Raw genomic sequence first — 19,089 nt, 5'->3', positions numbered from 1 at the left:
CCTCACACGGTATCGTAAATGACTTCGAGAGACGGCTTGTTCAGCTTGCCGGCGGCACACATGTCGGCTTCCGTGGCGGGCTCCAGTGCAACGCCCGAGGTCTTGTCCGAGGCGTCGAACAGGCCGATCAGATCATCCTGATCAAGGGGCTCGGGCAGCACCGGCGGTGCGTCGCCGAGCGCAGACGCAAGGCCGCCGAAGAGCGGGCCCCATTGGTTTTCTGGATGCCCGATGATCTGATAGTTCGCGCTCTTGCGCCTTATGTCCTCGTGTTGCGGGATCGACGCCAGAACGGGAATGCCCACGGCCCTGGCGAAGGCCTGGGCCTCACCGGTGCCGTCATCCTTGTTGATGACAAGGCCCGCGACGCCGACATTGCCACCGAGCTTTCGGAAATACTGGACCGCCGAACAGACATTGTTGGCGACATAGAGCGATTGCAGGTCATTGGAGCCGACCACCACGACCTTCTGGCACATGTCGCGGGCAATCGGCAGGCCGAAGCCGCCGCACACCACATCGCCCAGAAAATCCAGCAGGACGTAATCGAAGTCCCAATCGTGGAACCCCAGCTTTTCAAGGGTTTCGAAGCCGTGAATGATACCGCGGCCACCGCATCCGCGGCCGACTTCCGGGCCGCCGAGTTCCATCGCGAACACACCGTCGCGCTTGAAACAGACATCCCCGATCTTGAGCTCCGCACCGGCTTCCTTCATCTTCGAGGAGGTCTGGATGATGGTCGGGCAGGCGCGCCCGCCAAACAGCAGCGACGTCGTATCGCTTTTCGGGTCGCAACCGATCAGCAAGACCTTCTTGCCGAGCTGGGCGAGCATATAGGACAGGTTGGCAAGGGTGAAGCTCTTGCCGATGCCGCCCTTGCCGTAAATCGCGATGATCTGGGTGGCCTTGGTGACCGGTCCGGCCGGCAGGGCCGGGGCCGGTTCGGAGGCTTCCTTGCGCAGCCGGTCATAGACCTTCGAGACACCATCCGTGACCATGTCCTGGCTCATTGCAGTGTCCTCCAGTCGAGTATCATTTTCACGCAGGCCGGATCCCGGAAGGCGGTTTCATAGGCTTGCCTCGCGTCCCCGGCCGGAGCGCTGTGCGTGATCAGGCCCTTGAGCGACAGTTTGCCGGACGCGATCAGGTTGGTGACCGCGGCGAGGTCGGCGGGGCGGAACTCGGTCGAGATCCGGATGCTGGCCTCGCGCATGAACGCGGCCGGAAAGCCGAAAGACAGGCGCGCATCGTAGAACCCGGCAAGAATGATTGTGCCGCCCGGCATCAGGCGCGAGACGGCGAGATCAATGATATCCGGTGTGCCGCTGGCGTCGAGGATCGCGGCAAACCGCGTCCCGGGCTCCGTTTCGGCTGTTGTCACGATGTAGGAAAAATTACCGCTCCGGCGGGTTTCGTCCGTCTCCCAAACCGTGGGGAGCGGCAGGCCGAGGGCGGCCATGATCCGCAGCACGAGGCGTCCGAGCACACCATGTCCGATCACCAGATCCGGCGGCGTCTCTTCTGCCCGCATCACCGCGTGGTGGGCCGTTGCGGCAAGCGACAGAAGCGTGGCGTCTTCGGCCAGGTCTTCATCGACCCTGATCACCCGCTCTGCCGGGGCAATCAGCGTGGCGGCCGTCGCGCCGAACAAGCCCGCGGCTTCCCGGTAGCAGTCTGCACCCGGGACAAGCACCAGCGTGCCCTTGTCATACTGACCGGCTGCATCTTCCTTGAGAACACGCCCGACGGTCTCATAGCCGGGAACGAGGGGATATTGCAGGCCGGGGAAGAAGGGCATGGTGCCGTCGAACAGGCGCTTTTCGGTGCCCGAACTGATCCCGCTCCATAGGGCTTTCACCAAAACCGCGTCCTGCGTCTGCTCCTTCAGGTGAAGGGGTTTTATGGCCACCGAGTTCGGTGCTTCGAAAAGGACGGCGTTGGTTTTCATGGTGCGTGGCGGGCCGGATTGATCGAGCCTGCTCTCCTCCTGTTGTCAGAATAAATGTACAGGAGGATGTGTCAATTAAAATTTACATACCTAGGTGTCAGCCCGGAGCTACACAGCCGCCTCGATCACCGTTGCCAGCATCGGTGTGCCGCATCGGATCACCCGTGTGCGGGAGAACCCGGAAGTTTCGGCCAAGGCCCTGATTTCCTGCGGAGTTCGGCAGCGGCCTCCGCCCATGGCATAGAGATAAATCGCGAAATAGGCCGAGGACACGCGCTCGCCTTTTGACGGTCCGGCCATGGGTTCGGCGATCAGGAGTTTTGCACCGGGCGCCATGGCGCGGTGCACATTCTTGAGCAATTTCATGACCGCGGCGTCGTCATGATCAAACAGAACCCGCGTCAGACAATAACAATCGTGGCCAGCGGGAATCGGGTCCTGGAAAAAATCGGCTCCATGAACGCTTGCGCGCGCGGTCAGTCCTTCCTTGTTGAATGCCGCACGCGCCTGTTCGGCAACGGCTGGCAGGTCGAGCAGATGGAGAGTGGTGGCCGGAACCTGTTTGCCAAGAGCGGTCAGGAACGTGCCGGTGCCGCCGCCGATGTCGAGAACCGAGCGGAACCGGTCGAACCGGACCGCTCCCAGGATCTCGCGGGTGAGCATGATCTGGCTTTCGCTCATCACTCTTGAATAGGCCCCGGCCTCTTCTGGCGAGACATCGGTGCCTTGGGTATAGCTCCAGAAACGGTGGAGACGTGCGGCGTGGTGCCCGGATTTCAGAAGATCGGACGCGGCCACAAGATCCCGGTAAAGCACCGCATGATGCCGGATCATGGCTTCTATTCCCGGGTCCCGCACCACCATGATGCCGTGATCGCCCAACGTGAAGGTGCCGTTGTCCAGCTCTTGCAGGATCTCAAGCGCCACTGCGGACTGCAGCCAGGGCCGCAAGTTGTCTGACGGGATGCTCAGCCGGATGCCGAGGTCGCTCCTCGACAACGGCTGCTTTTCCAGAAGCTCAAGAACACCGGTGTCCAGCAGGGTGAAAAGAACCTGCGACTGAACGAAGCCGCTCATGACCGACAGGAGGTCTGCCGCCCGGCTGTTGGCATACTGGCGGCCAAAAGGCAAACGCCGCAACCACCTGTGAAAGGCCGGGGTGCCGACGGCGCGCTGTCTGAGCAGACGCACCCGGTCGCGCAAGCTCAGCCTGTCCGGTGTCGCGGGATCGGCGGACTTAGTTATCGCAAGATCCTCGGCCATGTCATGTCAGGCGGCATAGCGGGCGAGCTTCTTCGGGACCAGACGCTTGGCCTCATCCAGGATCAACTGGCGCAGCATCATTGCGCCCGCACAGTCGGGAATGGCGTCGGCTGCGGTCTGAACGGTGTCCTGAAGGCGGGCAACGGCACCGGCAAGGCCCAGTTCCTCGACCGCGTTGGGCCGGGCATGGACGGCATCCTGACCGCATGGCTTGCCGGTTTCCTCGACCGTGGCGGCCTTGTCCCGGAGGTCGTCTGCGACTTGATAGGCGGCCCCCAGGGCCTCGCCGAGGGCAAGCCAGCGCAAGGGATCAGCTCCTGCGGCAATGGCTCCGGCTGCGGTTGCCCCGGTAAAGAGCGACGCGGTCTTGGCCCGGTGATAGTCGTTCAGGTTGATCTCCGGTTCGCTTTCCCAGCCCTGACCGGCCACCAGCCCGTGCGGCATGCCGACCGCCCGCCCGACCGTCGTGACCAGCGGTCCGAGCGTTTCGGGCGCGCTGGCACATCCGCGCGCCAGTGTTTCAAATGCCAGTATGATCAGGCCGTCGCCTGCCAGAACGGCCAGAGCTTCACCGAAGGCTGCATGAACGGAAGGCTGGCCGCGTCTGAGATCGGCATCATCGAAACAGGGCAAGTCGTCATGAACCAGGGACGCGCAGTGCAGCAGCTCGATCGAGGCGGCTGCTGCCGTCGCCGCTTCCGGGTTGCCGTCGCCGGAGGCCATGGCCACCGCTAGACAGAGCCTCGGGCGCACCCTTGCGCCGCCGGGAAACACCGCGTGCCGAAGGGCCTTGCAGACTTTCTCCGGCTGGCCGCCAGCGGTGGCGAATGTGAGGGCCTGCTCCAATCCGCGGTCGATGCGTTTCTGCAAGTTCATCACGCGCCCCTTGTGTCAGTTTTACAATACGGTAGAATATGTCAAATAAGATTGACATAACTGCGATGAATGTCAATCGGCGTTGACGGAACGGGATCAAGCAATGGGAAGCCATCCGGTTGTCATCATCGGAGCGGGGTTTGGCGGGCTGGCAGCGGCCCTGTCCCTTGCTGCGGATGGCGTGCCGGTGACCGTCCTCGAACGCGGGCCTGCCCCGGGCGGGAAAGCACGCAAGGTCGAGGTCGCGGGCAAGCAGGTCGACAGCGGTCCAACCGTATTGACCATGCGCTGGGTCTTTGATGAGCTTTTCAAGAAGGCTGGCCTGACTTTGGAAAGCGTTGCGGATCTGCGCCCTGCGGACCTTCTGGCCCGCCATGCCTGGGTGGACGGATCGCGGCTGGATCTTTTTGAAGACATCTCCAGAAGCGCCGAGGCGATCGAGACTTTCAGCGATGCGCAGAACGCCGATGGTTACCGCCGGTTCTGCGCGGACAGCGCCGAGGTTTTCAATCACCTGAAAACAACCTTTATCGTGGCGGAAAAGCCGGGTTTCTTCGAATTGTCCCGCCGTATGGGGCTCGGGAGTTTGGGGGCACAGCTCAAGCTGCGGCCATTTTCGACACTTTGGAGCGCGCTTGGCGATTACTTTCCCGATCCGCGCCTGCGTCAGCTGTTTGGCCGCTATGCGACCTATTGCGGGTCGTCTCCTTTCGACGCGCCCGCGACCTTGATGCTGGTGGCCCATGTGGAGCAGGCGGGCGGATGGCGTCTGGCCGGTGGCATGAGTTCGCTCGCCTGGGCGCTTGCCTCGGCTGCTGAAAGCCTCGGGGCGGAGATCTGCACCGATGCGGAGGTTACCCGGATCCTGACGCGCAATGGCGCGGTGTCCGGGGTCGAACTGGCCAACGGCGAAAAACGTGCGGCCTCGGCGGTCATTTTCAACGGCGATGTCTCGGCGGTCCCGGAACTGATGTCCGGTGTTCAAAACCGTGCCTTTCAGCCGGTTGCGGAAGAAGAGCGGTCCCTGTCGGCCATCACCTGGTCGATGAGTGCCGAGGTGAAGGGTTTTCCGCTCGCCTATCACACCGTTTTTTTCACGCCCGACGATTATCGAGCGGAGTTCGCGGCAATTTTTGAGCGCCGCAAGATGCCCGAGGCAGGGACGGTCTATGTCTGCGCCGAGGACCGGCTGACGGATGATGTGCCACGGCACGGTGGCCCGGAACGGCTGCTGTGTCTTGTCAATGCCCCGGCCACCGGCGACCGGAACAGCCCTGATGACAGAGAGGTTGCAATATGTCTGGAAAGATCTCTCGCTCTCATGGAACGCAGCGGCCTCCACCTGCAGCCCGGGAGCCTGTCGGTGGTGCCGGCCGGCCCGAAGGAGTTTCACCGGATGTTTCCGGGCTCGGGCGGGGCGATCTACGGTCCGAAGACACATGGGGCGATGGGCGCATTCCGGCGGGCAGCCAACCGGACGCCGGTTCCGGGCCTTTATCTCGCAGGAGGCAGCGTGCATCCGGGTCCCGGCGTCCCGATGGCGGCGCTTTCCGGCAAACTGGCGGCGGCGTGCCTGGTGTCGGACCGCGCTTCGACGCGGAGGTTCCGCCGGGGGGGTATCTTTGGTGGTATGTCGACGGCGTAAGCGATTGCGGGCGCTTCGGGCTCAGCGTGATCGCCTTTGTCGGGTCGGTTTTTTCGCCCTATTACGCCTGGTCGGGACGTCAGAATCCGGACAATCATGTCTGTATCAATGTTGCGCTCTACGCGCCCGAGGGCAATCGCTGGGCGATGACCGAGCGGGGCGCGCCGGCGCTTTCCCGGGATCGCACCGGATTTTTCGTCGGCCCGAGCGGACTGCAATGGGAGGAGGGTGTTTTGACACTCGACCTCAACGAGCGGGCGGTACCACGTCCGCCTGCGGAATGGTCGATGCAGCGGCTCAAGGCCCGTGTTCGGGTCCGGCCGAAGGCCATCACCGCGCAAACCTATGACATCGACGGACAGGGCGATCACATCTGGTGGCCGATTGCCCCCCTTGCCGAAATCGAGGTGACCTTTGAGGGGGATCGCCCGGACTGGCGAGGTCATGGCTATCTCGACAGCAATTGGGGCCGGGAACCGCTGGAGCGTGGATTTCACTATTGGGACTGGGCACGTGGCGTGCTGCCCGATGGGCGCGCGGCCCTGATTTACGACGTCCACCGGCGCGACAAGACCCGCCATTGCCTGATGCTGACAGCGGACGCGCAAGGGGAGGTGGAGGCCCACGAAACGCCCGGCAAATCCCGGTTGCGGCGCGGGTTCTGGGGCATGATGCGCCATGGCCACCACGATCCCGGAACCGAGCCGCAGTTGATTGCGACACTGGAGGACAGCCCGTTTTATACGCGGTCAAAACTCCAGACCCGCTTGTTTGGCCAACCGCTTGAATTGATGCATGAAAGCCTGTCCGGCGACCGTTATGCCTCGCCGCTGGTCAAGCTGATGCTGCCCTGGCGCATGCCGCGCCGGACCGGCAACCATCGGCCGCCGTTTGCCTGATGCGGGGTGTATCCGTGCCGTGAGTGATCGAGGCGAATTGGCCGGACAGGGTTTTGAGGGATTTCATATCGCTTGCCGGCTGTTTGTTGCTGAATTCACTGGCTCTCCGATGCCGGATAAAGCCTCTCGGTTTTTCCGGGATGACGACTGCGAGGCATAATTGAATGGTGGCGGCTGTCTGGTGTACGTCCCTATCGGGCCTCTTCGGAGGACTGCGCCCGGTTTTCGCGTTCAAGCCGTTCGCGTTCTTCGCGGGCCCGGATGTCGCGGGCGAGAGACCGGCGCTGCCAGATGTAGAAGATCAGAAAGCCGCCGAAGCCGAGCAGGATTTCCAGAAGCGCGGCATCAGGCATTGAGCTCTCCGCTGTCCCGGGTTTCCCGCCGCCTTATTTCGGCCAGCGCGATCAGCTCGAGCATGCGTGCTGCCTTGGCATCAAGACCGCGGACGGGCGGAGCACTTGCCTGCGCGCACGGAACGACAAGGAAAGCGGCCGCGGGATCGGGCGGTGATGGATCGTGGTGCCGGGTCAGGCCGGTCACCAGACAGGCCCTGCCCACAAGGGCCAGTTTGCGGGAGGAGCTGGTAAAGGCGCGCTTGCTGATGCTGTCATAGCCGTTTCCGGCCACTTCCCGGCCAATCGCCTGATAGATCAGGCCGGCACTTGCGATGGCGATCCGGCAGCCCAGGGGCAGTCCGGCAACACCTGTCAGCGCGCGGGCATAGAGCGTGTCGGCTTCCTCCAGCAAGCGGCGGGTCGCGCTGCGCACATGGCGCAGATCGCCGGAACTGGACAGAAAAGCCCCAAGGTCGTGCTGATGCTCGGGCAACCAGTCAAGCGGCAGGTAGACCCGGCCGTTCAAGGCGTCTTCGCCGACATCCCGGGCGATGTTGGTGAGCTGCATGGCAAGGCCGAGATCGGCGGCACGGGCAAGTGTGGTCTCGTCGCGGCTTCCCATGATCAGGGTCATCATCACCCCGACTGTGGACGCGACCCGGGCGGCATAGGCCTTGACGTCCCCGAAGCTCTGATAGGTTCTCGCCCCTGCATCCCAAGCGAAGCCCTCGATCAGCGCGTCCGGGAGAAGGCGGGGTATTGCGAAGTGCCTGACCACCATCTGAAAGGCCCGATCGCAGGGCTCGGCCGGGTCTTCGTCCGCATAGATCGCATCCAGCCGCTTTTGAAGCTGATCAAGGGCTTGGGCCGGGTCCGGTGACTGGTCGATCAGATCGTCGGCGTTCCGGCAAAACGCATAAAGCGCCCGGGCCGCGCACCGGGTTGGCCTTGGCAACAGCAAGGAAGCCATCATGAAGGATTTCGATCCGTCATTGATCGCCAGATCGCAGCTCAGCTGCAAATCGGGTGCAAGCCGGAACGCTTCAGGAGATCTTGCAAGCATCGGGCACAACCTTGTCGAGGATCTTGGCAGAGGATAGCACACCTGGCAGGCCGGCGCCCGGATGGGTTCCGGCCCCGACCAGATAAAGGTTGTCGAGCTCTTCGCTCTTGTTGTGCGGGCGGAACCACGCGAGCTGCGTCAGGAGCGGCTCCATACCGAAGGCAGCGCCCTTGATCGACAGGAGATCACCCCGGAAATTCAACGGCGTCATGACCTTCGAGGCCGCAATATGGGCGCTCAGGCCGGACATGAGATGGGCTTCAAGAGCGGTCTCGATCCGTTTCCGGTAGGTCTCGATCAGCTCGCCGGTCCAGTCGATGTCTGCATCGAGGTTCGGCACTGGCGACAGCACGTAAAAACTGTCGCAGCCCTCTGGCGCCATGGAGGGGTCGGTGGCGGTCGGCCGGTAAAGATAGAGGCTGAAATCCTCCGCGAGGATCTTGCGGTCAAAAATGTCTGTCAGAAGTTCGGCGAAGCGTGGTCCCATGATCACCGTGTGATGATCGACCCCCGGATATCTGCGGCTGGTGCCGAAATACCAGACGAACAGGCTCATGGAATATTTCGAACGCGCGATTTTCCGGTCCGTCCAGCGCCGGGCGGAATGGTGTTTGAGAAGGTCTCGATAGGTCCAGCCGCTATCCGCGTTTGAAATGATCAGATCGGCGGGAAGACGGGCGCCGTCGGAAAGGGTGACGGCGGTTGCCCGGTTGCCGTCTGTCTCGATCCGCTCAACGGCTGCATTGCACAGGATCTGGTTGTTGTGTCCGGCAATCAGCCCGCACAGACCTTCGATCAACGCATGGGTGCCGCCCATGGCGTAGTGAACCCCGTATTCCTTTTCAAGATAGGAGATCAGGCTCATCATGGCGCTGGTCCGAAGCGGGTTGCCGCCGATGAACAGGGGATGGAAGCTCAATGCGACCTGCAGCTTGGGATCGCGCACATATTTCCGGACCAGATTGATGATCGGACGGTCGGCGCGCCGCCTGATCAGGGTCGGCAGCACCGAAGCCATCGCCCCGAGCGTGCCGATGGGCCGGTCGACCATGCCGGTGAACCCGCCATCGAAACATCGGCGGCTCTCTTCAAGATACCGCTCGTAGCCAGCGACGTCGGTCGGGTTGAACCGTGCGATTTCCTTGCGCATGCGGTCCGTGTCGGCCGAGGGGCGGAATTCCGTGCCGTCGTCAAACCGCACTGTGTAAAACGGGTCCAGCGAGACCAGTTCGACATCATCGGCAAGGGATTTGCCGCAAAGCTGCCAGAGCTCTTCCAGAATGAAAGGCGCGGTGATGATCGTGGGGCCGGCATCGAAGGTGAAGCCGTCCTGCCGGAACCGGCGCGCACGTCCGCCGGGTTGGTCGAGCCGTTCCAGCACCGTCACCCGGTAACCGCGAGCGCCCAGCCGAACGGCGGCGGCAAGTCCGCCAAACCCTGCGCCGATGACAATGGCATGGGGGCGGCTGTCTTCGGTTTTGGCATCGAGTGCATGATGGCTCAGGTAGTTCATGATGCCCTCAATTGTCCTGGCGTTTTGGCTGCATGGCCGGAATGCGATTACGCGGCCGCCTTTTCCGGTTCCTGCATGAGCTTGGCGATGGCGGCCGGGTTTTCTTCGTGAAGCAGGTGTCCCCCGGACGGAACAGGAATGAATTTTCCCTGAGAAAGGGCACGCACGGCTGCCTCGGAGACCCGGGCCGGGACCATCGGGTCGTCCATTGCCGCGATCAGGGTGACCGGCTGCCCGATTTCATTGAGACGGGTAACAAGCGGCCTCAACTCCCAGCCTGCCATCATGCCGAGCGCTCCCCGCACATGCCGTGGGGTATTCAGAAGCTGCGCATAGCAGGCCTGGCTTTGGGCATCGATGGTCGAGCCGGTCGCCTTCAAAAGCCGTTCCGTCACGCCGCCAAAGCGGGCTTGCAGGGAAAACAGGCGCGGGGTGAGCGGATTGGCAAACAGCATCTTGGCAAGCGGAGACAGGAAGCTGTTGCCGGATATCTGCTGCAAGGCGCTGTTGAGGCCGGTAACCGGAACATCGCGCAAGTGCCCGTCGAGAGCCATCTGCAGCAGGATGGCCGTACCGGCCGAGTGTCCGGCAACTATCGACGGCGGAGTGTTCATCTCTGAAAGCAAGGCGGCAAGAGCCTTCGCCATGCCCGGCAAGGTCAACTGAGCGGTGGATGTGTGCCGCGTAAAGCCGTGCCCCGGCAAGTCGGGCACGACCACCTGCCATTTGCTCGCGAGCTGTGCCACCAACCCGGCATAGGAATGGCAAGAAGCGCCTGTGCCATGCACCAGAAGGCAGACGGGAGCATCCAAATTCCCGAAACGCTGGACATGCCATTCGAGACCGCCTGCGCGCACCAGATGGCTGAACTGCCGGTTGGGCCAATCGGCACGCTCCAGCTGGCGGCTCAGCCAGTCCGGGTGTCGGTCTCTGCTGCGGGTGTCCTGTTTGCTCATGCGGGCTTCCGGATATACCAGCTGACAAGGCCGGACACCGCCGTTGCCGTCACATGCGGCAGGGGGCAGTAGTCGGCTTCCATGGCATTCGCGAGTGCTTGCGCTGAAGGTTTAGGGCGGGCGGCAATGTCGATCAATATCGAGCGGATTCCGTGCAATGCCCCCCGCCGCGCGAGACGTTCCGCATCCTCCGTTGCGGCTTTGCGGTCGATCTCGCCGGACAGGGTCACATTGCCCCGGCCGTCGGTAAGATAGACCACGAGCGGTGTCTGGCCGCGTTGTCTTGCGTGTTCAGCCAATTCGAGCGACCGCAGGATGCCGTTTGCAAGCGGGGTCGCGCCGCCGCCGGGCAAGGCGGACAGGCTGCGTTTTGCCCGCACCAGCGAGCGGGTCGGTTCCAGCAGGGTTTCGGCCACCTTGCCCCGAAATGCGACCAGCGCGACGCTGTCGCGGCGGACGTAGCAGTCGGCCAACAGAAGTTCGACGGCCCCCTTGGCCTCGGCAAGCCGGGCAAGCGCGGTCGACCCGGAAGCGTCGACGGCAAAGATCGCGGTGGATTCGGTGCGATGCTTGTAGCGGATGTAGCGGAAGTCTTGTGGCATGACCCGGAGACCCAGGTCCGGAGACCAGCCCTTATGCAGCGCTTCGGGGTTTCGGATCCGCTGCTTCGGGATCGCTGCCCGTAAGGTCGCAGCCACATTCGGACGTGCTGCCGCATGGGGCGCCCGGGGCGTCAGCCCGACCGGGCGGCCACGTGTGCTTTTCAGGGTCCTGTTGCCGGATTTGCCCGAACGGGCGTTGCGCGCCGCCTTGTGCTTGTCGTCTTTCGTGAGCGCTCCGACCACATCCGGATTGGCCGCCAGTGCGGCAACCAGAAGATCGTCCAGTGGCCGGTCACCGGTATTCTCTGAGGACGTGTCGGTGTCGCACGTGTTGTCGGCCGGCTCCGGTGGAGACGGGTCGGTAACATTTTCTTCCGAAACGTCAACACACTCAGGTTCCGGCAAGACACCAAGGACCAGGCGCGCGGCGCTGATCACATGCTGCTCGTCAACGTCCGGGTTGCCGTCAAGCCCCGCAACCAGTTTTGCAAGACTGGAGATATGCAGGTGTTTCCGCAGTGAGGCAGCGCCAAAGGCCAGAGCCAGAAGAGCGATCTTTTCCTCAATGTCCGGTGAGACCAACGCCGGAACAGGGGCGAGCGCCAGAGAGGCCGGGATGCAAGTTGCGCCGCTTTCAACCGTTGCCAGATCGATACCGTCGAGGCGGATATCGATCATCAACCTGTCCGCCAGAACAGTGGGGAGCTGATGGTGATCGGAAACAGCCTCGTCGAGCGCGATCAGACTGACGGGGCTGGATTGCAAGGGCAGATCTCGACCGCCTCTAACCTCCTGTTCAAGCGCCTTTGCCAGCATCGTTGCGACAGGGGCTTCCAGCCGCTCGGCCATGGGCACCAGCAGCGGAGAGCCTGCGACGCGTTCCAAAAGACCCCGGCGCTGGCAAATGCGTCCGCTCAAGAGGGAAGCCACCACATCAACACCGCTCAAAAGGCTCTCGACCGGAGTGTTGGGCGGAAGCCTGACGGGCTCACGGTTTTCTTCCAGCCGCTCTTTCAGGAGCTGAAGCCAGCGCTCACGCGCGGGAGACGCCGCGCCGCGCAGGCGGACGGAGAGGTTGTTGCCCGGATAGGCTGCCAGCAAGTCGATCGCCAACACCGCGTCCCGCCATTGCTGCCGGTATTGAGGCTCGACGCCGGTTTGTTCAAGGGCGGGGTCAGGCATTGCCAGCCACCGCTTCGCCCATGGTGGTTTCGGTGACTTCACCGATGGCGCGGCTGACCCTCGCAATCGAGCCAGATTCATCCAGCGGATCGCGCCGCAGCCGGTGGCACAAGGCCATGGCGGCAACATTGACCACATCGGCGGCCCGGACCGTTTTCCGTTTTTCAAGCGCTGCATTCGCGCGGGCCGCCCGGATCAGGGTCAGCTCACCGCGCAAGCCATCGACCCCGAGCCTGAGACAAAGGTCTGCACAGAGAGCCAGTACTGTGTCGGGAGTGTCGAGATCGGCAAGATGCTTGCGGGCGGCGAGGATCCGGCGCTGCCATTTCCGGTCTTCGGGTGCCCAGACCTTGCAGAAGCTCTCCGGGCTCGCATCATAGGCTTCCCGGCGCTTGACGACTTCAACCCGGCTCGGAATGTCCTTCGGTGAACTGACATCAACGGACAATCCGAAGCGGTCGAGAAGCTGAGGCCGCAACTCGCCTTCTTCCGGATTGCCGCTGCCGACCAGAATGAAGCTTGCGGGGTGGCGAATGCTCAGGCCTTCGCGCTCGACCACATTCACGCCGGAGGCGGCCACGTCCAGAAGCAGGTCAACAAGATGATCCTCCAGAAGGTTCACTTCGTCGATGTAAAGAAACCCGCGATGGGCCTTTGCGAGAAGCCCCGGGGCAAACGCGCGCTCGCCGCTCAACAACGCGCGTTCCAGATCAAGCGCGCCGCAGACACTGTCCTCGGTCGCCCCCAAAGGCAGGTCGACGATGGGCGTGGGGCGTTTTGTTCTGCGTGGTTTTTGGGGCTTGTTGCAGATCTTGCATTCCGCCGCAGGCGCATCGGGCGTGCAATTATAGACGCATCCGGCACGGCTTTCGATCTTGGGAAGCAGACCGGCAAGAGCCCGCACCGCCGTGGATTTTCCCGTGCCCCGGTCTCCGAAGACAAGCACACCGCCAAGGGCCGGCTCGACCGATGCAAGCAGCAAAGCATGTTTCATTTCGTCCTGACCGACAATCGCGGAAAACGGAAAGGGCCTTGTCATGTCCTGTGGCCTCGCAGTCTGAGCCCGGCATGCCGGTTTCTGTCTAAAAAGTGTCAATTAGATTATACATTTTTCAGACTCACGCAATGCGTTGAATTCCGTGCCCGGGACGGTTAAGTGCAGCTCATAGCGGTTTTCAAATAGTTTCAATCAACTTTTTGTTTCAATAAAATCAGATATTTGGTTTGATTTGATGGCTGGGTGCAAGGGTCTTGTGTGCCTGTCGATTGCAGTATGTGAGTGTAAAAAAAAGTTTACATTTTTGCCGTTTAGCTCAACACTATCCGGGGCCGAACCGCGTAAAGCCGAGATGACAGCTGGTTTTTGAACGGTTCCTGCCTGGGAGGACACCATGAAAGTTTCGCCAAGCGCGCAGAGCGCCACGCCGATTCTGGACAAGATCACCGACCCCAAGCAGCTGCGCCGATTGTCGGACACAACCCTGTGCCGTCTCGCGGATGAACTGAGAGCCGACACCATCGACAGCGTCTCCAGAACAGGCGGCCATCTGGGTTCGACACTGGGTGTGATCGAATTGACGGTCGCGATCCATGCAGTGTTCGACACACCGCGCGACAAGCTGATCTGGGATGTCGGCCATCAGGCCTATGCTCACAAGATCCTGACCGGACGGCGCGCGCGCATGACAACGCTGCGCAAGGAAAACGGCCTTTCCGGGTTCACCAAACGCTCGGAAAGCGATTATGACCCGTTTGGCGCGGCCCATTCCTCGACCTCGATTTCCGCCGGGCTCGGCTTTGCGGCCGCGCGGGACATGGGCGCTGACATCGGAGATGTGATCTGTGTGATCGGCGACGGCGCGATGTCTGCCGGGATGGCATACGAGGCGATCAACAATGCCGGAGCCCTCGGCAAGCGCCTTTTCGTGATCCTGAACGACAATGAAATGTCGATTTCACCCTCGGTCGGGGCGGCTTCCTCTCATTTTGCCAATCTGTGCCGGACGCTTCCGGTGATGGAGATCGACCGTCTGGTCCGTAAAGGATCCAGGTATCTGCCCGACCCGATCCGGACCGGCATGGAGCGGACCCAGCGGGCCATGCGGGAGCTGGCTGGAAGTGGCAACATCTTCGAACATCTCGGTTTCAGTTATTATGGCCCGGTGGATGGCCACAATCTGAAGGATCTCCTCACGCTCTTGCGGGCGCTGAAAGACCATGGCGACGGGCCGGTCCTGATCCATGCGATCACCCGGAAAGGGGCAGGCTACGAGCCTGCGGAACAGTCTGCCGACAAGTTTCACGGGGTTGGCACATTCAATCTGGTGACAGGCGCACCAAATGCCCAGACGTCTCCAAAAGCCAAACCGGCGGCCCCGAGCTATACCAAGGTGTTTGGCGACAGCTTGATCAGGGAAGCCGAACACGACCCCGCAATTGTCGGTATCACGGCGGCAATGGCGTCCGGGACCGGCATTGCCGCCTTTGCGAAAGCCTTTCCGGACCGGGCCTATGATGCCGGCATTGCCGAGCAGCATGCGGTCACATTTGCAGCCGGTCTGGCAGCCGGGGGCATGAAGCCGTTTTGCGCGATCTATTCGACCTTCCTGCAGCGTGCCTATGACCAGATTGTCCATGATGTGGCCTTGCAGGATCTGCCTGTGCGCTTCGCCATCGACCGCGCCGGGCTTGTGGGTGCCGACGGGCCGACCCATGCCGGGGCCTATGATCTGGCATATCTTGCCAACCTGCCGGGCATGACCGTCATGGCACCGGCCGATGAGGCGGAGCTGGTTCACATGGTGGCCACCGCCCGGGCTCACAGCGACGGGCCGATTGCGTTTCGATATCCGCGTGGAACCGGTGTTGGCGTCGAGCTGCCGCGCGTCGGCGTGCCTGTCCCGATCGGCAAGGGACGCATCGTGCGGCAGGGCCGGTCCGTGGCGATCCTGACACTGGGTCCGCGCCTCTATGAAGCGCTTGCTGCCGAAAAGGTCCTGAATGCCCGCGGCATCTTTCCGACAATCGCGGACGCGCGCTTTGCCAAGCCGCTCGACACGGCGTTGATCGAGCGGCTTGCGCGATCACATGACCTGCTGGTTTGTGTGGAAGAGGGCGCGGTTGGCGGCTTCGGGTCCCATGTCTTGCATTTTCTTGCCGCTGCCGATCTGCTCGGCACGGGCTTGCAGGTCCGGTCGCTGACCTTGCCTGATGAAAACATTCCCCAAGCCTCGCCTGAGACGATGTACGCAAAAGCCCGATTAGACTCGATAAATATTGCAAAGACAGTTCTGCAATGTTTATCTGTTGATGAGGGGTCCGGGAGAGATGTTTCGCTACGCGTGACGTTGAGAACCTAATGTATCTATCTCCTTTTGAATGATAAGGCCTTTCTGAAAAATCATGAAAGCGTGCCGCAAAATGGCCGTGTGAATAATAAAGGAAAGTATTTTTCTGTTTTATGTTGAGGCTTTTTGGCGGCTGGAGGACGCCATGGTCATGACAAAGGGGATCATCAGTCTACACCAAGAACGCGCAGACGGCCTTGCGGATGTTTCAAGCGAGTCGGATTTTGATCTCGACGGGCTTGGGACCGATGCCGGAGTTGATGGCGGACTCTGGTCGCAATCCTCATTGAATGGCGGGGCGATGATGCAGCTCCATGCGGTCGGAAGCCAGACGCCCGCCTGCAATACAACCAGTGCCGGGCCGCTTTCTTCCCGGGATCGTTCGTGCCTCGCTGCCGTCATAGAGGACCGTGTGCTTGAGGAACTGGTTCACAAGCACGAGGCACCGGTTTCCGCTTTCCGCAATAGCGCGCCAGCCTGTCCGTCAATCGAGGAAACGCTCTCAGATCAGTGCGCGGACCTTGGTGGAAAATACCTTGCGCGATTTCAACGGGCCTTGCTCGACCCGGATTCTGCCGCTTTCGATAGACTTTCGGCCGACCTTGAACAGGAAGACTGCCTGATCTTGAGCATATGCGATGCTTTGGTCTTGCCTATGGCGCGTGAACTCGGGATTGCCTGGGCGGCTGACCTTCGGGATTTTGTGTCCGTTTCCATTGCCGGTACCCGGTTGCAGTGCCTCGTCAATCGATTGTCTTTCCGGTTGTTTTCCGTCGAGCGCTGTCCGGGCGCACCATCAGTCTTGCTGGCGCGCATGCCGGATAATGACCATGTGCTTGGGCTCGCGGTTCTTGGTGTCTGTTTTGCGGAAGCCGGGTGGACGGTCATGGGCGGAGCGGATCTGGAAGCCGGACCACAGGCCTTCGATATCCTTGAGAAAAATGCAATCGATATTCTCGGTGTGTCGGTTGGCACGGACACTGCCGATCAAAAACTGAAAGCATTTCTGGGCGCAGCCGGTGCAAGGTCGCGGAACAAAACCTTGAAGATCGCCGCAGGGGGGGTGCCGGTGTCCCGTGATCCGGAGCGCTATCTGCGTCTCGGCGCGGACTTTGTTGCGGGAAGCCCGCAAGGGGCGATCTCGGGAGCGTCCATGTTGTTGGCCGAGAACCGTCACTCCTGACCGTTTGTGACATGTGCTTGCCGGTTGAACGTCAAAGGCAGATCTCACTATTCGGCGGGAGTTCGATTTGGTTCATCTGAAACTGTCCGTTCCTACCGCTGTCCTGTTCGGGTTTCTCCTGTCGGGACTTGCTGCCATTGCCGAAGAGCTTGACCTTGAGCTTGTGCTGCTGGCGGATGCGACCGGATCGATTGACGAGGCCGAGATCCGTTTCCAGAGGCAGGGATATGCCACGGCGATCACCGATCCGGCAGTTTTGTCCGCGATCGCCAGCAACATATATGGAAAGATCGCCGTCACCTACGTGGAATGGGGCAGTGTCAATTCGCAGGACGTTGTTGTGGACTGGACCATCATTGACGGCCCCGCCTCCGCACAAGGGTTTGCGCAGGCCTTGATGACACCGCCGAGGCGTGCTTTTGGCCGCAATGCCATCGGCGCAGCGCTTTTGAAAGGCAAGGCGCTGATCGACACCAATGGGATCACGGGGCTGCGCCGGGTGATCGACCTGTCCGCCGACAGCGCCAACAACTGGAACGGCCCAAGCATCTTCGAGGCACGTGAGACGGTGGTCAACTCCGGCATCGTGATCAATGGATTGGCGGTGCTGTGCCGACATTGTTCGGGCCGCCCGGTGTCCTATGATCTGGAGGAGCGCTTTGCGCGGGATATTATCGGCGGTCCCGGGGCCTTTGTGGTGACGGCAGACAACGCCAACACATTCTCTGATGCCGTGCGCAAGAAACTCATTCTGGAGATCGCAGAGGGGAGCAAGCCGTTTGGTCCGGAAGTCGATACGGTGGGGCTTCAGCCGGCGCAATCCAATGGAGGTCTGTCACTTCTTCGCTGACTGCGGCAGATGTTTTGCCTGTGCCGCGGTTCGCGCTGGACCAGGCGCTGGTTCCGAAGACATTTCTTTGAAGATCTCAAATTGGCAGCAAGTCGCGCCCATTGCGCTGCACTGAGTCTCATGAACAGTGTAGCGGTGATCGACCAGAATGCGGAACAAGCGCTGGAAGACGGCAGCGTGCCAGGCACACACAGGATCTTCGGCGGTGTCACCTGCGGTCAGCGGGTTGCCCGTAATGCTGAAAATCAGCGGGCGGAAACGGACAATCGCAAAGGAACCTGATCCGGCAAAGGTCCAGGCGTGGTTTGAAATGGCCATGGCAAGAAGCGGCGCTGCAATCCCTGTCGGAAGTGTCTTGAGTAGCGCTTGCGCGAGCCTCGGGATGCGGTTCGCCAGTATATAGTTGGCGGTTTTTTCTCCCGCCAGACCGGCAACCTGTTCCGCACTCTCGGGATATCTGTTCCGCAGGTGCCGGTGGGCTTTTGCTGCCATGCTTTCCGGGATCATCCGGGTGAAATCGGTGCGTGCAGGAAGATGCAGTTCGGTTCTAAAAGCATTGCGCAAGGACGGGCCGCCGACCTCCTCCAAAGCCTCAAACAACTGCAAGACCGCATTGGGGCCGATCACGGCTCCCTCCGTGCAGCTTGTGATGTGGTCACGCATTTTCGGTTATTTGCTGTGTTCCGCCGCCACAGGCCGAGACTTGGGCCGCAGCGGCTTGCCGGCGGTTGGCGCGCTCCTTGCCCTGCAGTTTCAATGCTTCCCGTCTTTCTGCGGCCCTTGCGGCCCGGTCTGCGGCCGATTCCCAGTCTTCCAGCTGGGCCTCTGCGATCGTCCGGGTTTCGTCAAAGTCGAAATGCACCTTGTTCCTGGTTTGGGGACCCCAGTATCCGGCCTTGCCGAGATCGTAGAACGTGCGTGCAAATCCCGCTTTCAGGAAGGCTTTCAGGCAGCCGAGCAGATAACGGCGGCGGAAGCCGGTTCCGCGCCAGGGATAATGAAACAGCGCCTTTTGCATATAGAAGCGGCGATAGTTCTTCATCACGCCGTTGAGCAGCTCGCCCCGGCTCATGGCGGCAGGTTTCATGATCGGTGTGACGAAATTGTATTTCGAGAAGTCGAAGATCTCGACCTGATCCCGGATCTCCTGAAACAGCGGAGTGAACGGCCAGGGCGTATACATCGCCCAATTGGCAAGATCCGGTTGCCAGTCCCAGGCCATTCGATAGGTTTCCTCCAGCGTTTCCGCAGTCTCGTTGTCGAGGCCGACAATGAACTGGGCCTCGACGAAAATGTCTGCTTCGCGCAAAAGGCGGATGGCTTCCTTGTTGTCGGCGACTTTGGTTTCCTTGTTGAACTGGTCCAGTTTCAGCTGCGCGGCTGCTTCCGTTCCAAGCGGACGAAGCCGCTCGCGCGGCAATGGCGCC

The 19,089-nt window shown here is 61.5% G+C and carries 16 protein-coding genes and 1 pseudogene; 5 read left to right on the top strand and 12 right to left on the bottom strand.

Translation table 11 applies throughout. The annotated features are described in order from the left end of the window. Window positions 1–2 precede the first annotated feature (2 nt). The 4 genes from E1297_RS22525 to E1297_RS22510 form a co-directional block, all read right to left on the bottom strand. Window positions 3–1,010 carry a chlorophyllide a reductase iron protein subunit X gene (locus E1297_RS22525; RefSeq protein WP_196223385.1) on the bottom strand — a complete coding sequence of 336 codons (1,008 nt, stop codon included), beginning with the start codon at window positions 1,008–1,010 and terminating at the stop codon, window positions 3–5. Beyond that, window positions 1,007–1,948 (bottom strand): chlorophyll synthesis pathway protein BchC, encoded by a 942-nt coding sequence (gene bchC, locus E1297_RS22520; RefSeq protein WP_155142484.1) that lies wholly within the window; start codon window positions 1,946–1,948, stop codon window positions 1,007–1,009. Before bchC ends, E1297_RS22525 begins: the two co-directional genes overlap by 4 nt. 108 nt (window positions 1,949–2,056) lie before the next feature. Further along, entirely contained in the window at window positions 2,057–3,211 is a 1,155-nt protein-coding gene (locus E1297_RS22515) for a methyltransferase (protein ID WP_155142482.1), read from the bottom strand. Between the two features lie 6 nt (window positions 3,212–3,217). Continuing rightward, the gene (locus E1297_RS22510) at window positions 3,218–4,087 is read right to left on the bottom strand and encodes a polyprenyl synthetase family protein (protein ID WP_155142480.1); all 870 of its coding nucleotides are present in this window, start codon (window positions 4,085–4,087) and stop codon (window positions 3,218–3,220) included. 103 nt (window positions 4,088–4,190) lie between these two features. Here E1297_RS22510 and crtD point away from each other — a divergent pair, with 103 nt between their 5' ends. Both crtD and E1297_RS22500 read left to right on the top strand, forming a co-directional pair. Continuing rightward, a complete protein-coding gene (crtD, locus tag E1297_RS22505) occupies window positions 4,191–5,732 on the top strand; it encodes a 1-hydroxycarotenoid 3,4-desaturase CrtD (protein ID WP_155142478.1) in 1,542 nt (513 codons plus the stop codon). After that, window positions 5,657–6,631: a carotenoid 1,2-hydratase gene (locus E1297_RS22500; protein WP_196223384.1), complete on the top strand. Its 975-nt coding sequence runs from the start codon at window positions 5,657–5,659 to the stop codon at window positions 6,629–6,631. Before crtD ends, E1297_RS22500 begins: the two co-directional genes overlap by 76 nt. A gap of 191 nt (window positions 6,632–6,822) precedes the next feature. Here the strand turns inward: E1297_RS22500 and E1297_RS22495 are convergent, their stop codons facing one another. The 6 genes from E1297_RS22495 to bchI are packed head-to-tail and all read right to left on the bottom strand — an operon-like array spanning window position 6,823 to window position 13,321. After that, complete coding sequence (locus E1297_RS22495; RefSeq protein WP_155142476.1) at window positions 6,823–6,984, bottom strand: hypothetical protein; 162 nt, start codon at window positions 6,982–6,984, stop codon at window positions 6,823–6,825. After that, window positions 6,977–8,029 carry a phytoene/squalene synthase family protein gene (locus E1297_RS22490; protein WP_155142474.1) on the bottom strand — a complete coding sequence of 351 codons (1,053 nt, stop codon included), beginning with the start codon at window positions 8,027–8,029 and terminating at the stop codon, window positions 6,977–6,979. The genes E1297_RS22495 and E1297_RS22490 overlap by 8 nt, the downstream gene beginning before the upstream one ends. Next, a complete protein-coding gene (crtI, locus tag E1297_RS22485; protein ID WP_155142472.1) occupies window positions 8,010–9,542 on the bottom strand; it encodes a phytoene desaturase family protein in 1,533 nt (510 codons plus the stop codon). Before crtI ends, E1297_RS22490 begins: the two co-directional genes overlap by 20 nt. A 47-nt stretch (window positions 9,543–9,589) precedes the next feature. Then, window positions 9,590–10,498, bottom strand: coding sequence for an alpha/beta fold hydrolase BchO (bchO, locus tag E1297_RS22480; RefSeq protein ID WP_155142470.1), 909 nt, complete (start codon window positions 10,496–10,498; stop codon window positions 9,590–9,592). Beyond that, window positions 10,495–12,282, bottom strand: coding sequence for a VWA domain-containing protein (locus E1297_RS22475; protein ID WP_196223383.1), 1,788 nt, complete (start codon window positions 12,280–12,282; stop codon window positions 10,495–10,497). Before E1297_RS22475 ends, bchO begins: the two co-directional genes overlap by 4 nt. Continuing rightward, complete coding sequence (gene bchI / locus E1297_RS22470; RefSeq protein WP_155142466.1) at window positions 12,275–13,321, bottom strand: magnesium chelatase ATPase subunit I; 1,047 nt, start codon at window positions 13,319–13,321, stop codon at window positions 12,275–12,277. Before bchI ends, E1297_RS22475 begins: the two co-directional genes overlap by 8 nt. A 352-nt stretch (window positions 13,322–13,673) precedes the next feature. On the opposite strand from bchI, the gene dxs reads away from it, so the two are divergent. The 3 genes from dxs to E1297_RS22455 all read left to right on the top strand — a co-directional run bounded on the left by dxs (window position 13,674) and on the right by E1297_RS22455 (window position 17,662). Next, window positions 13,674–15,641 (top strand): 1-deoxy-D-xylulose-5-phosphate synthase, encoded by a 1,968-nt coding sequence (gene dxs / locus E1297_RS22465; RefSeq protein ID WP_155142464.1) that lies wholly within the window; start codon window positions 13,674–13,676, stop codon window positions 15,639–15,641. Between the two features lie 133 nt (window positions 15,642–15,774). Then, window positions 15,775–16,812, top strand: a complete 1,038-nt coding sequence (locus E1297_RS22460; protein WP_155142462.1) for a B12-binding domain-containing protein — start codon at window positions 15,775–15,777, stop codon at window positions 16,810–16,812. A 67-nt stretch (window positions 16,813–16,879) separates the two neighbouring features. Then, window positions 16,880–17,662: a DUF1194 domain-containing protein gene (locus tag E1297_RS22455; protein WP_209015936.1), complete on the top strand. Its 783-nt coding sequence runs from the start codon at window positions 16,880–16,882 to the stop codon at window positions 17,660–17,662. On the opposite strand, the gene bchJ is transcribed toward E1297_RS22455, so the two are convergent. Together bchJ and E1297_RS22445 are read right to left on the bottom strand one after the other, a co-directional pair. Then, the gene (gene bchJ / locus E1297_RS22450) at window positions 17,648–18,289 is read right to left on the bottom strand and encodes a bacteriochlorophyll 4-vinyl reductase (RefSeq protein WP_209015935.1); all 642 of its coding nucleotides are present in this window, start codon (window positions 18,287–18,289) and stop codon (window positions 17,648–17,650) included. The genes E1297_RS22455 and bchJ overlap by 15 nt on opposite strands. Before the next feature lie 28 nt (window positions 18,290–18,317). Then, window positions 18,318–19,089 (bottom strand): annotated as a pseudogene (locus E1297_RS22445) (magnesium-protoporphyrin IX monomethyl ester cyclase); the annotation flags it as partial.

Source organism: Roseibium sp. RKSG952 (assembly GCF_009711355.1).
This window is presented reverse-complemented; position numbering and strand designations above follow the sequence as displayed.

Bases quoted from the DNA above. Each gene is read 5' to 3' on its own strand.
- E1297_RS22525 (WP_196223385.1), bottom strand. From the start codon at position 1,010: ATGAGCCAGGACATGGTCACGGATGGTGTCTCGAAGGTCTATGACCGG.
- bchC (WP_155142484.1), bottom strand. From the start codon at position 1,948: ATGAAAACCAACGCCGTCCTTTTCGAAGCACCGAACTCGGTGGCCATA.
- E1297_RS22515 (WP_155142482.1), bottom strand. From the start codon at position 3,211: ATGGCCGAGGATCTTGCGATAACTAAGTCCGCCGATCCCGCGACACCG.
- E1297_RS22510 (WP_155142480.1), bottom strand. From the start codon at position 4,087: ATGAACTTGCAGAAACGCATCGACCGCGGATTGGAGCAGGCCCTCACA.
- crtD (WP_155142478.1), top strand. From the start codon at position 4,191: ATGGGAAGCCATCCGGTTGTCATCATCGGAGCGGGGTTTGGCGGGCTG.
- E1297_RS22495 (WP_155142476.1), bottom strand. From the start codon at position 6,984: ATGCCTGATGCCGCGCTTCTGGAAATCCTGCTCGGCTTCGGCGGCTTT.
- E1297_RS22490 (WP_155142474.1), bottom strand. From the start codon at position 8,029: ATGCTTGCAAGATCTCCTGAAGCGTTCCGGCTTGCACCCGATTTGCAG.
- crtI (WP_155142472.1), bottom strand. From the start codon at position 9,542: ATGAACTACCTGAGCCATCATGCACTCGATGCCAAAACCGAAGACAGC.
- bchO (WP_155142470.1), bottom strand. From the start codon at position 10,498: ATGAGCAAACAGGACACCCGCAGCAGAGACCGACACCCGGACTGGCTG.
- E1297_RS22475 (WP_196223383.1), bottom strand. From the start codon at position 12,282: ATGCCTGACCCCGCCCTTGAACAAACCGGCGTCGAGCCTCAATACCGG.
- bchI (WP_155142466.1), bottom strand. From the start codon at position 13,321: ATGACAAGGCCCTTTCCGTTTTCCGCGATTGTCGGTCAGGACGAAATG.
- dxs (WP_155142464.1), top strand. From the start codon at position 13,674: ATGAAAGTTTCGCCAAGCGCGCAGAGCGCCACGCCGATTCTGGACAAG.
- E1297_RS22460 (WP_155142462.1), top strand. From the start codon at position 15,775: ATGGTCATGACAAAGGGGATCATCAGTCTACACCAAGAACGCGCAGAC.